Here is a 14,583-nt window from a genome sequence, read left to right on the forward strand (position 1 = left end):
GCGGTGTCGTTGCAAAACCCAAACTGCCGCAAGGGCACCGGAACGCCCCTACCATGTAAGTCGGCTAAATAAAAGGGAAGCCCGCCTCAGCGGCAGGTGCTTACGGCGGTGTTGCCGATTATCTGGGTCTGGCAGTTCGGCCTGACCCGCGGCACGATGGGCGGCGGCTGTTGCACGATCACCCGGTCCTGAGCCCGATTCTGTTGCTGCTGTTGCTGAAACTGCTGCCGCTGGACACGGTTTTGCAAGGCCTGCAGATCGTTCTGCTGGATCAACGCGTTGTTGTCGACGGAGGGAATGAGCACCTGCGCGGAAGCAGGCAGACGGATGCCCGCCAGCGTCGCGGCTGCCAATGCCGCCGTCATGAAAACCGTTGATGGCCGAAGCGCCAACATCTGCTCATTCCCGCACAAACAAAGTTCACTCCACATATAGTGCGTTTGTCCCCTCGTGCCACGCCAGAGTGCCGATTAACAGGAAATCGCGTGATCGCGCCCCCTTCGCGGCGGAGGAGAATCTGCCCCGCCGCCCGCATCGCACTTGACGGAAGCGATCGATTCGCCGCTCTATCGGGCTGACGCCGGCCTCCAATTCCATGGCGTCAACGGCGTCGGCATGTCCGTCGGATGTAACGGCGCCTTCGAGGAAACGGTCAAACAGAACGCCGACAGTGCATCCTTCAGGGTCAGCTTCCAGCTGGCTCAGGGATGGAGCCGGGCAAAAGGGGTCCTTATGAGGAAGCATGCGTATCTGCTGGCGATGCTGGGGGCTGCCTGCATCGCCGGTCTGCCAGCCGCGGCGGCGCAGACAAAAGGCGACAAAGCGGCGGCCGCGCCCGCCGCCAGCCAGCCACAGTTGCCCGGCGGCGCATCGGCCCTGTCCGAAACCCATGGCGACTGGGCGGTCAACTGCCAGATATCGGGCGCGGCCAAGGCATGCAGCCTGTCACACCAGCAGTTCAACAAGCAAAGCAACCAGCGTCTGCTGGCGATAGAGCTGTCGAGCAGGACGGGCGAAGACGCGACCGGTACGCTCGCTTTGCCGTTCGGCCTGGCGCTCGCCAAGGGCGTCACCCTGACGATCGACGACCAGAAGCTGGACGGCAGTCTGCAGTTCAATACTTGCCAAGCCGTCGGCTGCCTGGTGCCGGTGGCGTTCGATGCCAACGTCGTCCCCGTGCTCAAGGCGGGCACCACCTTGAAGGTCGATGCCTTCGCGGCGGATACGGGGCAAGCGGTTAGCTTCTCCATCCCGCTCAATGGCTTCGGAAGTGCGCTTGCCCGGACGGCCGAGCTTCTTGCCGACTAGCGGTTCAGCGTTCGACAGAATCGCTAGCTTGCGCTAAGCCTTTGTTTTAGGAATTCCGACGGTCCAGCTCGTCACGCTGCGGTCGTTTTCAGCCGTTCCGCGATCAGGGTGGCGAGCCGGTTCGCCACTTCGTCCTTGCTCATCTCGGGCCATTCCTCGACGCCGGTCTTCGAGACGATGCGAACACGGTTGCGGTCGCCGCCCATCACACCGGATGGGCCGACGCAGCTGGTCTGCGACACGTTGTTGGCGACAATGAAGTCGGCGCCCTTCTTCCTCAGCTTGGCTTCGGCGTTGCGCAAAAGGTCCTGCGTCTCGGCGGCGAAGCCGACCACCAGCGCCGGCCGCTGCTTGTGATGCCCGACGCCCGCAAGGATGTCGGGGTTCTCGATCATGCGCAGCACCGGCGGGCCTTCGCCCGGCGCTTTCTTGATCTTCTCGCCAGCTGGGCTGTCGGTGCGCCAATCGGCGACGGCGGCGACGAATACCGCCGCATCGGCCGGTAGAAGCTGTTCCACGGCATCGCGCATTTCCTGCGCCCGCTCGACGTGGATGGTTTTCACACCAGCCGGATCGGCGATGCTGACGGGACCGGAGACCAGCCTCACGTCGGCGCCGAGCCTGGCCAATGCCGCCGCTATGGCATGGCCCTGCTTTCCCGACGATCGGTTGGCGATGTAGCGAACGGGGTCGATCGGCTCGTGCGTCGGGCCTGACGTGACGATGATCTTCTTGCCGGCCAGCGGCTTGGATCCGGTATCGAGCAGCGCCTCGATGGCGGCGACGATCTCCAGCGGCTCGGCCATGCGGCCTTCGCCAGCCTCGTTGCTCTCGGCCATCTCGCCTTTGGCGGGGCCAACGAAGGTGATGCCATCCTTGTGCAGCGCCGCACGATTGCGCCGCGTCGCCGGATGCGCCCACATTCTGGGGTTCATGGCCGGCGCCATCAGCACCGGCTTGTCGGTGGCCAGGAGCACGGTGGAGGCAAGATCATTGGCGTGGCCGTTGGCGAGCTTGGCCATCAGGTCGGCGGTGGCGGGCGCCACGACTAGCAGATCGGCCTCGCGCGATAGCCTGATATGGCCGACATCGTGCTCCTCATTGCGATCGAAGAGATCGGTAAAGACATGGTCTGCCGAGAGCGCACCGGCCGACAGCGTGGTGACGAATTCCCGCGCAGCCGACGTCATGACCACGCGCACCGCCGCACCCCTTTCACGCAGACGGCGGATCAGGTCGAGTGCCTTGTAGGCGGCGATGCCGCCGCCGATGATGAGCAGGATGCGCTTGCCGGAGAGGCTCATGAAGGACCAGAGATCATCAGCGACTTTCTTCTGATCAAAATCTGCTTTTTGCAGCTCCCGGCCGAATTCGAGGATCTCCTCCGCCGTAACGAAATCCTCGGCACCTTTGAAGGTGGGCGCCACTTCCTTGAGCAGCAGACTTCTTGCCTCCTGCTCCATCGACACACCATGACGGGCAGCCCGCTCGCGCAGTCTTTGTTTCAAATCCTCGTCGAGATTGCGAATGGTCAGGGTACCCATGGCTAACTTTGCCTCCCTGCCATTGGTTGAACCTTGGCCTCGTCCTTAAATGTCAGGCGTCCACCATCGAAGCCTTTCGTGGTCGGAAGCCCAACTGATGCCGCGAGCACATCCCGCGCCTCCTGCTCCATGGAAACGCCGCGCGCGGCACCGCGTTCACGCAATCGCTGCATGACATGATCTTCCAGATTCCGGACAGTAATCCTGGCCATAGTCGCACTCCTGCGCACAATATAGCTATCCCGTCTTTCGACTGCAATGACCGCATTGCTGTCATTGCAGTCACTCAGAGCAGCTTCCAGGCTATATAGACCAGCGTCAGGGCTATCACCCACAGCGCCACGCGGCCGGAGCGGTTGTAGCGCGCTTCAGCCTTTCCGATGGCGCGGGCCGTCGCCTCGTCGAAGCGCAGGCCATGCTCGGCCATCAGGTCGATCTCGCGCGACAGCCGCTCGATGCGCGCTGCCAACTCGGGGGCTTGGCGGATCAGCGTCAGCATCGCCTTGCCGCCGTCGCGGGCGTCGGCCAGCAGGCCGCTTGGCCCGAGATTTCCTGATATCCAGCCGCTGACCACGGGTTCGGCGGTCTTCCACATGTTGAAGGCCGGATCGAGCGTGCGCGCCACGCCCTCGACCACCACCATGGTTTTCTGCAGGAGGATCAGTTCGGGCCGCGTCGCCATGTCGAAGAGTTCGGTCACCTCGAACAGCAGCGTCAGAAGCTTGGCCATGGAAATGGTCTCGGCCGGCTGGCCATGGATCGGCTCGCCGATGGCGCGGATCGCCTGGGCGAAGGCCGCGACATTGTGCTGGCGCGGCACGTAGCCGGCCTCGAAATGAACCTCGGCGACGCGCAGATAGTCGCGCGTGATGAAGCCGTAGAGGATTTCGGCGAGGAACCGGCGCTCCTTCTTGCCGAGCCTGCCGGCAATGCCGAGATCGACCGCGACGATCGTGCCATCAGCCTCGACGAACAGGTTGCCCGGATGCATGTCGGCGTGAAAGAAGCCGTCGCGCAGCGTATGGCGCAAGAACGACTGGATGAGGTTGGCCGCGATTGCCCTCAGATCGTGTCCAGCGGCGGCGAGTCCGGCGATGTCGTTCATCTTGATGCCGTCGACCCATTCCATGGTCAGCACGTCGCGGCCAGTGCGCTCCCAGTCGACGGAAGGGACGCGAAAGCCCGGATCCTCCCTGGTGCTTTGACCAAGTTCGGAAAGCGCGGCCGCCTCGAGGCGCAGGTCCATCTCGATCTTGGTGGTCTGCGCCAGCGTCTCGGTCACCTCCACAGGCCGCAGCCGGCGTGAGGAGGGGATGTATTTCTCCTGCAGGCGGGCGGCGAGGAAATAGCTTTCGAGATCTTGGAAGAAGCGGCGGCGCACGCCCGGCCGGATCACCTTGACCGCTACCTTCCTGGCGACGCCGCCATCGACGGTTTCAGCGGCATGGACCTGGGCGATGGAGGCCGCGGCGACCGGGTCGCCGAACCGCGTGTAGAGGTCGCCGAGCTTGCGCCCGAGCGAGCCCTCGATGGCCGCCACCGCCTCGGCCGTCGGGAAGGTGTGCATCTTGTCCTGCAGCATGGCGAGATCGAGCGCCATGTCGTTGCCGACGACATCGGGTCGTGTCGCCAGAAACTGGCCAAGCTTGACATAGGACGGCCCGAGCCGGACCACCGCCTTGGCCAGCCGATCGCTGCGCTCATAGGCGAGCGCGCGGCGGCGGGTAAACAGCCGCGCCAGCCGCCAGCCCAATTTCGGCAGGCCGGACAGTTCCTCGCCGGGCAAAGCGGCGACGACGCCCTCGCGCACAAGCACCCAGCCGGCCCGCATGAGCCGAAATCCAGCGCTGACGGTGCTCATGCCCGGGCCTGCCTCAAAGTTTCCAGCCCGAATGAAGCGCGGCGATGCCGCCGGAATAGTTGCGGAACGAGACCCGATCGAAGCCCGCGCGGGTTATCATGGAAGCAAAATTCGCCTGGTTGGGGAATTTCGCGATCGACTCGACCAGATAGGAATAAGGCTCGCCGTCGCCGGTGACGGCCTTGCCGATCTTCGGAATGGCCTTGAACGACCAGGCCTCGTAGACCCTGTCGAGCAACGGCATCTCGACCTCGGAAAATTCCAGGCACAGGAACCGCCCGCCCGGCTTCAGCACGCGCAACGCTTCGCTGAGAGCGACGTCGATCCTGGGGACGTTGCGGATGCCGAAAGCGATGGTGTAGGCGTCGAAGGTGGCGTCCGCGAACGGCAGTTCCTCGGCATTGGCTTCGACGAAGTCGGTGTTGCCGGACATGCCTTTCTTTTGCGCCCTGTCGCGACCGACGGCGAGCATCGAGCCGTTGATGTCGAGCACGGTGGCATGAGCATGCCCATGGCTGGCATCGACGATGCGAAAGGCGATGTCGCCGGTGCCGCCGGCGACATCGAGCACGCGCCAGCCCGGCCGCTTCGGCGGATTGAGCCAGGTTACCATGGCATCCTTCCACAGCCGGTGCAGGCCGCCCGACATCAGGTCGTTCATCAGGTCGTAGCGGTTGGCGACCTTGTGGAAAACATCGTTGACCAGGGGCTGCTTGTCGCCTGCCCCTACACGCTTGAAACCATAGGAGGTTTCCATGCCGCCGGCGGCCGTGGTTCTCTCAACTGACATTTTTTTGATCCGTCATAAAACCGGCGGGACCATAGCCGATCGATGGTGCGGGCGCTATTGTTTAAGGCGCGGTGTTCGGCCGCGCTTCCAGGTGGCGGGTTTCGAGACCTGGACTGACCGACGGGATGTTTGAATGCCTTTGAAAGCGGAACTGCACTGCCACATCGAAGGGGCAGCGGCACCGGAACTCGTCATCCGACAGGCGCAGAAATACGGCAAGGACATCTCGCCCTATATCCAGAACGGCTCTTTCGTCTGGCACGATTTCACCTCTTTTCTCGCCGCCTATGACTTCGCCTCCGACCTGTTCCGGACCGAGGAAGACTATGCACGGCTGGCTGACCACTATCTGACCAGCCTGGCGCGTGACGGCGCCATCTACTCAGAGGTCTTCACCTCGCCGGACCATGCCACGAAGGCGGGGCTGTCGCCGAAGGCTTATACGGATGCGCTCGGCGAAGGCATGCTGCGCGCCAAGGCCAAGACCGGCATCGAGGGCCGCATGATCGTCACCGGAGTGCGCCATGCCGGCGTCGAATCCATCGAGCAGGCAGCGCGTTTCGCCGCGCGCTGCGGGCACCCGCTGGTCACCGGCTTCGGTGTCGCCGGTGACGAGAGGGTCGGCGAGATGGAGGACTACGTCAGGGCATTCGAAATCGCCCGCGAGGCCGGGCTCGGCATTACCGTTCACGCAGGCGAACTGACGGGGTGGGAGACGGTCCAGGCGGCGCTCGATCACATCCGACCGTCGCGCATCGGCCATGGCGTGCGCGCCATCGAAAACCCCGATCTTGTCCGGCGCATCGCCGACGAGGGCGTGGTGCTGGAATGCTGTCCCGGGTCCAACATTGCATTGAAAGTGTTCGACAGTTTCGCCGCCCACCCGTTCCCCGCCCTGCTAGCGGCCGGCTGCAAGGTGACGCTCAACTCGGATGATCCGCCCTATTTCTGGACCTCGCTGAAACGCGAATACGACATTGCGGCCGAGTATTTCTCGATGAACGAGAAGGCGCTGGCGGCCGTTACCCGAACGGCCATCGAGGCCGCTTTCGTCGACAGGAAGACCAAGGCAACGCTGCTCAGCCGGCTGGATGCGAAGGCCAGGTGAATGAAGGCTGGGTGGACAGGGAGTGGCCAGCAGTGAGCAGTTTGGCGGAGCGCGCATCGGGACTCGCAAATCGGCTCACTATTCACTACTCACTATTGGCTACTCACCACGAACCACGTCGGAGCACATCATGAAGGGCGTCACCGTCGTCGACCACCCGCTTGTCCAGCACAAGCTGAGCATCATGCGCAAGAAGGAGACATCGACGGCCGGTTTCCGGCGGCTGCTGCGCGAGATCTCGCTGCTGCTCGGCTATGAGGTGACACGCAATCTCGAACTCACGACGACGACCATCGAAACGCCGATCGAAACGATGGAGGCGCCGACGCTGGAAGGCAAGAAGCTGGTCTTCGCCTCGGTGCTGCGCGCCGGCAATGGCTTGCTCGAAGGCCTGCTCGACCTGGTTCCGGCGGCCCGCGTCGCCCATATCGGCCTCTATCGCGACCATGAGACGCTGGAGGCGGTCGAATATTTCTTCAAGGCGCCGAGCGACCTTGCCGACCGGCTGGTCATCGTCGTCGATCCGATGCTGGCCACCGCCAATTCCGCCATCGCGGCGATCGACAAGCTAAAGGGGCGCGGCGCCACCAACATCCGCTTTCTGTGCCTGCTGGCGGCGCCCGAAGGCATCGAGCGCTTCACCAAGGCACATCCCGACGTTCCCGTCTTCACGGCTTCCATCGATCGCCAGCTCAACGAGAAGGGCTACATCATGCCCGGCCTCGGCGACGCCGGCGACCGCATGTACGGGACAAAGTGATTTACCGAAAGTTTACGCAACGGCGCGGTTTCGAGCGGCGTTAAAACGGCAAACACCATCCCGGCGTTAAGGATCGGCCTTCACGACAGCGCCGTGCGTCCTGTCGGACGCTGCGGCACTTTGATTTGCGCGTGATCCTTTCCGAAATCGATCCCGATTTTCGGGGTCATGCGCCGGGGCCGATCCATGCTGCGCAAGCTACTTGTCCTCAGCGTCTTTGCCGGTACATCGGCATCCATCCCGATTGTCTATCAGTCGAATCCGCAGATGTTCGAAAGCCTGCTGAAAACGGCGGTGACGGCCAAGCCAGCGGCCGACGCCCGTCCGGAGGTCGCCTTGGCAGCGGCTCCCGACAAGCCGGTGGCGCCGTTGCCGATGGGCCGCAAGGTTGTCGTCACGGCCGACGCGCGAGGGCATTTCTCGTCGGCCTTCAAACTGAACGGACGCCAGATCGATGGCATGATCGATACAGGAGCGACACTGGTCGCCGTCAACACCTCGACGGCGCGCAGGATCGGATTGTCGCTGAACCCGTCGGATTTCAGTCATGAGGTCAACACGGCCAACGGCACGATCAAGGCGGCGGTGGTGATGATCGACCGCTTGCAGATCGGCAGCATCACCGTCAACGACGTGCAGGCCATCGTGCTCGACGACAAGGCGCTGCACACCAATTTGATCGGCATGAGCTTTCTCAATCGGCTGGGCAAATATCAGGCCGAAAACGGCACGCTGCTTCTTGTCCAGTGAGCGGGCACGGCCGTTCGGGGTTGGGTCATATCAGCCACGCGGCAGGATGCGCCGGATGACCGACTTGTCGGCAGGCGGCTTGGAAGCGCCGATCGCATAGGCCGAAAGCACCGTTTCCGCCGCGGCTTCGGCGTCGGACACCGAGCGGGCATGGACCAGCGCCAGCGGCTCGCCAGCTCGAACCTCGGCGCCGACCGGCAACAGCCTGGTGATGCCGACCGCCGGGTCGACCTTGTCGTCTGGCCGGGTGCGGCCGCCGCCCAGCCCGACCACGGCAAGGCCGATATCACGCGTGGCAATGCCGGTGACGAAGCCGTCCGCGATCGCTCTCACCGCGTGTTCCGTTGGCGCAACGGGCAAATATCGTTCCGGCTTGTCGATGAAATCGGCGGGGCCGCCGAGCACCGTCACCATGCGCGCGAAGGTGGCGGCGGCGCGGCCGCTGGCAAGCGTTTCGGTGGCCCGCCGCATGCCGTCCTGGTTGGACGGCACCAGACCCGCCGCCTGCAGCATTTCGGCGGCGAGCGCCAGCGTCACATCCTCCAGGCGCCGGTCGCGAAGGCGGCCGGTCAGGAAATCGACGGCGTTGCGCACCTCGACCGCGTTGCCGGCGGCCGAGGCCAGCGGTTCGTTCATGCCGGTGATCAGCGCCGAAACTTTTAATCCGGCGCCGCTTGCGACTTCGACCAGGCTGTTGGCGAGCGCCGTCGCGTCGCGCGACTTCTCCATGAAGGCGCCATTGCCGACCTTGACGTCGAGCACCAGCGAGCCCAGGCCTGCCGCCAGTTTCTTCGACAGGATCGAGGCGGTGATCAGCGGCACCGACTCCACGGTTCCGGTCACGTCACGGATGGCATAGAGCCGGCGGTCGGCCGGCGCGAGGTCCGCGGTCTGGCCGATGATGGCGCAACCCGCTTCCAGCACGGCCCTGCGAAACAGCGCGATGTCGGGCTGGCTGGCGTAGCCGGGGATGGAATCCATTTTATCCAGCGTGCCGCCGGTGTGGCCGAGGCCGCGGCCGGATATCATCGGCACATAAGCGCCGCAGGCAGCGACGATCGGCGCCAGCATCAGCGAGACGTTGTCGCCGACGCCGCCTGTCGAATGTTTGTCCGTGACCGGGCCGGGCAGGTCCGACCAGTCGAGCACGTCGCCGGAATCGCGCATGGCCAATGTCAACGCCACGGCCTCGTCGCGGCCCATGCCGTTGAAGAACACCGCCATGGCGAAAGCCGCGACCTGGCCATCGGTGACGGCGCCATCGGTTACGCCAGCGATGAAGTCGGCGATTTCGCGCGCCGGCAGTCTGTGGCCGTCACGCTTGTGGCGGATGATTTCCTGCGGAAGCATCAGTTCTCCAACAGTCCGTCGCGGAACACACGCTTCAGGATCGTCGCCAGCCGCGCGCCGCCGACCGGGGCCATATCCTTGGTCTCCTGGTGCGAAAGCTCGGCTCCGGTCATGCCGGCGGCAAGATTGGTGATGATCGAGCAGGCGGCGACACGCAGGCCAAGGAAGCGGGCAAGGATGACTTCCGGCACGGTCGACATGCCGACCGCGTTGGCGCCCATGATGCGCGCCATGCGGATCTCGGCCGGCGTTTCGAAGCACGGGCCGGAGAACCACATGTAGACGCCCTTGTGCAGCGCCGTGCCGGTCGCCTTTGCCGCCTGTTCGATCGCCTTGCGGATGCCGGCATCGTAGGCTTCGGTCAGGCCGACGAAACGGCGGTCGCTCGGCTCGCCGATCAGCGGGTTGGTGCCGGAGAAATTGATGTGGTCCGATATCAGCATCACCGAACCCGGCCCCATCTCCGGATCGACCGAGCCGGCGGCATTGGTGAGGATCAGCTTGGTGATGCCGGTGCCGGCAAGCACCTCCAGCACCGGCCGCATCGCCGCCGCGTTGCCGTGCTCGTAATAGTGGGCGCGGCCCGACAGCATCAGCACCGGCGTGCCGGCAAACAGCCCGACCACCACCTCTCCGGCATGGCCGGACACGCCGCTTCTGGGAAAGCCGGGCAGATCGGCATAGGAAACACGGATCGGGTTCTCGACCTGGCTGACCAGCCCTCCCAGGCCAGACCCCAGCACCAGCGCCGTGGTCGGCGCCAGGCCGTCCAGCCGTTCGATCAGATGGTCGAGCGCTTCCTTCATTTCAGCATGTCGCCGCGAAAGCCGTAAGGCAGCATGTCGTCCATGGTCACGGTCTCGGCGACGCCGGCATTGTCGCAGAGATAGAGTTTCGTTTCCGGACGGCAGAATTCGGCCAGCCGCTGCCTGCAGCCGCCGCAAGGCGAGCATTTGGCCATGCGCTCGGCAAGGACGGCGATTTCCATGATCTTGCCGCCGCCGCCCATGATATAATGGCCGAGCGCCGTCGTCTCGGCGCACCAGCCTTCGGGATAGGAAGCAACCTCGATGTTAGCGCCTGTGAAGACGCGCCCGTCCTCGGTGCGAAGTGCGGCACCGACCGGAAATTTCGAATAGGGGGCATAGGCCTTGGCCATGGCAGCCTTCGCCGCTTCGAACAATTCATGCGACATTTCGGTGTTCTCTCCGATGATCTTGTCCATAAGCCGGCGCGCCTTTTGCGTCGCGCCCTCGATCCTCAGCGTTCCTTGACATAGGGCACGCCGCCGGCGCGCGGCGGGATCGCCTTGCCGATGAAACCGGCGAGCAGGATGACGGTGAGAATATAGGGCAGGGCCTGCATGAACTGCACCGGCACCTTGCCGATGAGCGGCAGCGGCGAGCCTTGCAGGCGGATCGACAGGGCGTCGAGGAAGCCGAACAGCAGGCAGGCGAACATGGCGTTGACCGGCTTCCACTTGGCAAAGATCAATGCGGCCAGCGCGATGTAGCCCTTGCCGGCGGTCATGTCCTTCACGAAGCCGCCATTCTGCACCATCGACAGATAGGCGCCGGCGACGCCGGTCAGGATGCCGGTGCAGATCAGCGCCCTGTAGCGCAGCCAGGCGACCGAGATGCCGGCGGTGTCCACGGCGGCCGGGTTTTCGCCGACCGCGCGCAGCCGCAGCCCAAAGCGCGTGCGAAACAGCACCCACCAGGTGAAAGGCACCATCGCGAAGGCGAGATAGACCAGTATGGAATGGCCGGAGATCAGTTCCGCGTAGATCGGCCCGAGGATCGGCACGCCTCGGACAGCTTCGGCGCCGGGCCAGATGATCGCTTCGAACCGCTCGCCCGGCTGCAGCGCCGGGGTGCGCCCGCCCTGCTGAAACCATGCCTGGCCAAGGATGATGGTCGATCCGGCGGCGATGAAATTGATCGCCACGCCGGAGACGATCTGGTTGCCGCGATGGGTGATCGAGGCGAAGCCGTGGATCATGGCGAACGCGACCGAGATCACGACCGCCATGCCGAGACCGAGAAAGGCCGAATGGAACACGGAGGCCGCCGCCGCACCGGCGAAGGCGCCGACCAGCATCTTGCCTTCGAGGCCGATGTCGAAGATGCCGGCGCGTTCCGAATAGAGGCCGGCCAGGCAGGCGAGCAGCAGCGGCACCGAGAGGCGGATGGTGGAATCCAGCGTCTGGACGATCGCGTTGAAGGTGTCCATTCAGGCGCCTTTTCCCTTGACCGCTTCCATGCCGACCGACCTCGGGCTGAGCGAGGCGAACAGCGCCTGGATGTAAGGCCTGAACATGTGTTCGAGAGCACCGGCGAACAGGATGACCAACCCTTGAATGATCACGATCATGTCGCGGCTGATCGCAGGCATCTCGAAGGCGAGTTCGGCGCCGCCCTGGTAGAGCATGCCAAACAGGATGGCCGCCAGCACGATGCCGACAGGGTGCAGGCGACCCATCAGCGCCACGGCGATGCCGACGAAACCGGCGCCGCTGACGAAGTCGATCGCGACATTGTGCTGGTCGCCCATCACCGGATTGAGCGCCATCATGCCGGCGAGCGCGCCCGAGATCATCATGGCGGTGATGATGATGCGGGTTTCCGAAATGCCGGCATAGCGCGCCGCCTTTGGGCTGTGGCCGTAGGTACGCATCTCATAGCCGAGCTTGGTGCGCCAGATCAGCAGCCAGACCAGGAAGGCCATGAGCAGCGCGAGCAGGAAGGAGATGTTGAGCGGTGCCGAGCGGATCTTGGCGCCGAACAGCTCGATGACCCAGTTGAGCTTCGGCAATTCCGCGCCGGCGAGGAAATTGCGCGTCTGCGGCGCCTGCGAGGCTGGCGGCTTCAAGGGGCCCACCAGCAGGTAGACCATGATCGAAGCGGCGATGAAGTTGAACATGATGGTGGTGATGACGATGTGCGAGCCGCGCCTGGCCTGCAGATAGGCGGGGATCAGCGCCCACAAGGCGCCCACGGCCGCCGAAGCCACGATGGCCAGCGGAAATGTCAGCCACCATGGCAGCACGCTGTCGAAGGAGAGACAGACGATGGCGATGCCAAGGCCGGCGATGTAGGCCTGCCCCTCGGTGCCGATGTTGAACAGGCCGCAATGCGCTGCCACCGCCACCGAAAGCCCGGTGAAGATGAAGGTGGTGGCATAGAAGAGGGTGAAGGCGATACCTGTTCCCTTGCCGAAAGCGCCCTCGACCAGGATGACGGCGGCACGGAACGGGTTCTCGCCGACCAGAAGCACGACGAAGCCCGCGACGATGAAGGCCACAGACAGATTGATCAGCGGGATCAGCCCATAGTCGGCCCAGGCCGGCAATTTGGCATAGGGCGTGCTCATTGCGCCGCCTCCTGGCGCTCAACACCCGCCATCAGCAGGCCGAGCTCGCCCTCGCTCGCCTCCGGCCCGCGTTCGCCGACGATGCGGCCGGCAAACATGACCAGGATGCGGTCGGAGAGCGAGCGGATCTCATCGAGCTCGACCGACACGACCAGCACGGCCTTGCCCTGGTCGCGCATGGCGATCAGGCGCTTGTGGATGAACTCGATGGCGCCGACGTCGACGCCGCGCGTCGGCTGGCCGACGATGAGAACGCCGGGGTCCTGTTCGATTTCGCGCGCGAGCACGATCTTCTGCTGGTTGCCGCCGGAGAAGTTGGCCGTCTTCAGCCGAGGATTGCCGGGGCGGATGTCGTATTTCTCGATCTTGTCCTTGGCATCGGCAACGATGGCATCGATGTTGAGGAAGGGTCCTCTGAGGTAGCGGGGATCGTCATGATAGCCGAGGATGGAATTCTCGTTCTCCTCGAAGGCCAGCACCAGCCCGACATGATGGCGATCCTCAGGCACATGGGCGAGGCCGCGGTCGCGCAGTTCGCCGGGATCGGCCTTGCCGGTGAGATCGATCGGCTTGCCCTCGAGCATCACCGAACCGGAAACGGCGTGCCTGATGCCGGAGATCGCCTCGAGCAGTTCGGACTGGCCGTTGCCGGCGACACCGGCGATGCCGACGATCTCGCCGGCGCGCAGGTCGAAGGAGATGTCGTCGACCATGGTGACGCCGCGGGAATCCTTGACCGTCAGGTTCTTGACCGCGAGTTTTACCGCGCCGGCTTCCGCTTCGCCCTTCTCCACCCGCAAGAGCACGCGGCGCCCGACCATCAGCTCGGCCAGTTCCGCGACGGTGGTCTTCTTCGTTTCCCTGGTCGCCACCATCGTGCCCTGGCGCATCACCGAAACCGTGTCGGTGATGGCCATGATCTCGCGCAATTTGTGGGTGATCAGCACCACCGTCTTTCCCTGCTCCTTCAATTGCTTGAGGATGCGGAAGAGGTGGTCGGCCTCGGCCGGCGTCAGCACGCCCGTCGGCTCGTCGAGGATCAGGATCTCGGCGCCGCGATAGAGCGCCTTGAGGATCTCGACGCGCTGCTGCAGGCCGACCGGCAATTCCTCGACGATGGCGTCGGGATCGACCTCGAGGCCGTATTCACGCTCCAGCCGCTCCAGTTCGGAACGCGCCTTGGCGATGCTTTTCTTCAGCAAGGCGTCGCTTTCCGCGCCCAGGATGACGTTCTCCAGGACCGAGAAATTGTCGACCAGCATGAAATGCTGGTGCACCATGCCGATGCCGAGCGCGATCGCATCGTTGGGCGTGCTTATCGATGCCGGCTTGCCGCCGACGCGGATCTCGCCGCTGTCGGCCTGGTAGAAGCCATACAGAATCGACATCAGCGTCGACTTGCCGGCGCCGTTCTCGCCGACGATGCCGTGGATGGTGCCGCGCGCGATTTCCAGGTTGATGTCACGGTTGGCGCGCACGGCGCCAAAGCTCTTGTTGATGCCAATCAGTTCGATTGCGGCCAGTTCAATCGCGGCATGCGCCATGCAGCCTGTCCCACTCTTATTTTTTTATCGCTTGGTCAAAATGCCTAGCATGACGCTCCGCCCGTGCCAATTGGCCGGAGCAGCGTCCACTCTCGACAAATCCCGGCGCGCTTGTCAATTTCGAACGTGGCCGAAGCTCTCATATTCGCTAATATGGCAAGCCGATTTGACACTGCGCGCGACACCTGAGGACTTT

General features: G+C 64.1%; 15 protein-coding genes. 4 read left to right on the forward strand and 11 right to left on the reverse strand.

Annotated features, from left to right (window positions below; translation table 11 throughout):
• Positions 1-86: 86 nt before the first annotated feature.
• On the reverse strand, positions 87-395 hold the full coding sequence (locus tag LB547_RS19820) for a hypothetical protein (RefSeq protein ID WP_140496379.1): 309 nt from the start codon (positions 393-395) through the stop codon (positions 87-89).
• 337 nt (positions 396-732) lie between these two features.
• Here LB547_RS19820 and LB547_RS19825 point away from each other — a divergent pair, with 337 nt between their 5' ends.
• The gene (locus tag LB547_RS19825) at positions 733-1,308 is read left to right on the forward strand and encodes an invasion associated locus B family protein (protein WP_140764342.1); all 576 of its coding nucleotides are present in this window, start codon (positions 733-735) and stop codon (positions 1,306-1,308) included.
• 71 nt (positions 1,309-1,379) lie between these two features.
• Here the strand turns inward: LB547_RS19825 and coaBC are convergent, their stop codons facing one another.
• From coaBC to ubiE, 4 genes are all read right to left on the reverse strand, one after another.
• Positions 1,380-2,852: a bifunctional phosphopantothenoylcysteine decarboxylase/phosphopantothenate--cysteine ligase CoaBC gene (coaBC, locus tag LB547_RS19830; protein ID WP_210241358.1), complete on the reverse strand. Its 1,473-nt coding sequence runs from the start codon at positions 2,850-2,852 to the stop codon at positions 1,380-1,382.
• Between the two features lie 2 nt (positions 2,853-2,854).
• Positions 2,855-3,064 (reverse strand): FitA-like ribbon-helix-helix domain-containing protein, encoded by a 210-nt coding sequence (locus tag LB547_RS19835; protein WP_140496375.1) that lies wholly within the window; start codon positions 3,062-3,064, stop codon positions 2,855-2,857.
• Between the two features lie 74 nt (positions 3,065-3,138).
• A complete protein-coding gene (gene ubiB / locus LB547_RS19840; protein WP_140764345.1) occupies positions 3,139-4,713 on the reverse strand; it encodes a 2-polyprenylphenol 6-hydroxylase in 1,575 nt (524 codons plus the stop codon).
• 13 nt (positions 4,714-4,726) lie between these two features.
• Entirely contained in the window at positions 4,727-5,503 is a 777-nt protein-coding gene (gene ubiE / locus LB547_RS19845) for a bifunctional demethylmenaquinone methyltransferase/2-methoxy-6-polyprenyl-1,4-benzoquinol methylase UbiE (RefSeq protein ID WP_140513738.1), read from the reverse strand.
• Between the two features lie 133 nt (positions 5,504-5,636).
• On the opposite strand from ubiE, the gene LB547_RS19850 reads away from it, so the two are divergent.
• The 3 genes from LB547_RS19850 (at position 5,637) to LB547_RS19860 (ending at position 8,121) form a co-directional block, all read left to right on the forward strand.
• Positions 5,637-6,611, forward strand: coding sequence for an adenosine deaminase (locus LB547_RS19850; RefSeq protein WP_140686064.1), 975 nt, complete (start codon positions 5,637-5,639; stop codon positions 6,609-6,611).
• A gap of 130 nt (positions 6,612-6,741) precedes the next feature.
• Positions 6,742-7,371, forward strand: a complete 630-nt coding sequence (gene upp / locus LB547_RS19855; protein ID WP_140496366.1) for a uracil phosphoribosyltransferase — start codon at positions 6,742-6,744, stop codon at positions 7,369-7,371.
• Between the two features lie 186 nt (positions 7,372-7,557).
• Positions 7,558-8,121, forward strand: coding sequence for a TIGR02281 family clan AA aspartic protease (locus LB547_RS19860; protein WP_140556484.1), 564 nt, complete (start codon positions 7,558-7,560; stop codon positions 8,119-8,121).
• Positions 8,122-8,151: 30 nt separating this feature from the next.
• Here LB547_RS19860 and deoA read toward each other — a convergent pair whose 3' ends face one another.
• The 6 genes from deoA to LB547_RS19890 all read right to left on the reverse strand — a co-directional run bounded on the left by deoA (position 8,152) and on the right by LB547_RS19890 (position 14,372).
• The gene (gene deoA / locus LB547_RS19865) at positions 8,152-9,471 is read right to left on the reverse strand and encodes a thymidine phosphorylase (RefSeq protein ID WP_140764348.1); all 1,320 of its coding nucleotides are present in this window, start codon (positions 9,469-9,471) and stop codon (positions 8,152-8,154) included.
• Entirely contained in the window at positions 9,471-10,277 is an 807-nt protein-coding gene (locus LB547_RS19870; protein WP_140496360.1) for a purine-nucleoside phosphorylase, read from the reverse strand. Before LB547_RS19870 ends, deoA begins: the two co-directional genes overlap by 1 nt.
• On the reverse strand, positions 10,274-10,666 hold the full coding sequence (gene cdd, locus LB547_RS19875; RefSeq protein WP_140665035.1) for a cytidine deaminase: 393 nt from the start codon (positions 10,664-10,666) through the stop codon (positions 10,274-10,276). The genes LB547_RS19870 and cdd overlap by 4 nt, the downstream gene beginning before the upstream one ends.
• Positions 10,667-10,731: 65 nt before the next feature.
• On the reverse strand, positions 10,732-11,703 hold the full coding sequence (locus LB547_RS19880; RefSeq protein WP_140665024.1) for an ABC transporter permease: 972 nt from the start codon (positions 11,701-11,703) through the stop codon (positions 10,732-10,734).
• Positions 11,704-12,843 carry an ABC transporter permease gene (locus LB547_RS19885; RefSeq protein WP_140665027.1) on the reverse strand — a complete coding sequence of 380 codons (1,140 nt, stop codon included), beginning with the start codon at positions 12,841-12,843 and terminating at the stop codon, positions 11,704-11,706.
• Positions 12,840-14,372: an ABC transporter ATP-binding protein gene (locus LB547_RS19890; RefSeq protein WP_140513932.1), complete on the reverse strand. Its 1,533-nt coding sequence runs from the start codon at positions 14,370-14,372 to the stop codon at positions 12,840-12,842. The genes LB547_RS19885 and LB547_RS19890 overlap by 4 nt, the downstream gene beginning before the upstream one ends.
• Positions 14,373-14,583 lie beyond the last annotated feature (211 nt).

Origin of the sequence: Mesorhizobium sp. B264B1B (assembly GCF_020165765.1) — a bacterium.
In the GTDB taxonomy this organism is placed as follows: domain Bacteria; phylum Pseudomonadota; class Alphaproteobacteria; order Rhizobiales; family Rhizobiaceae; genus Mesorhizobium.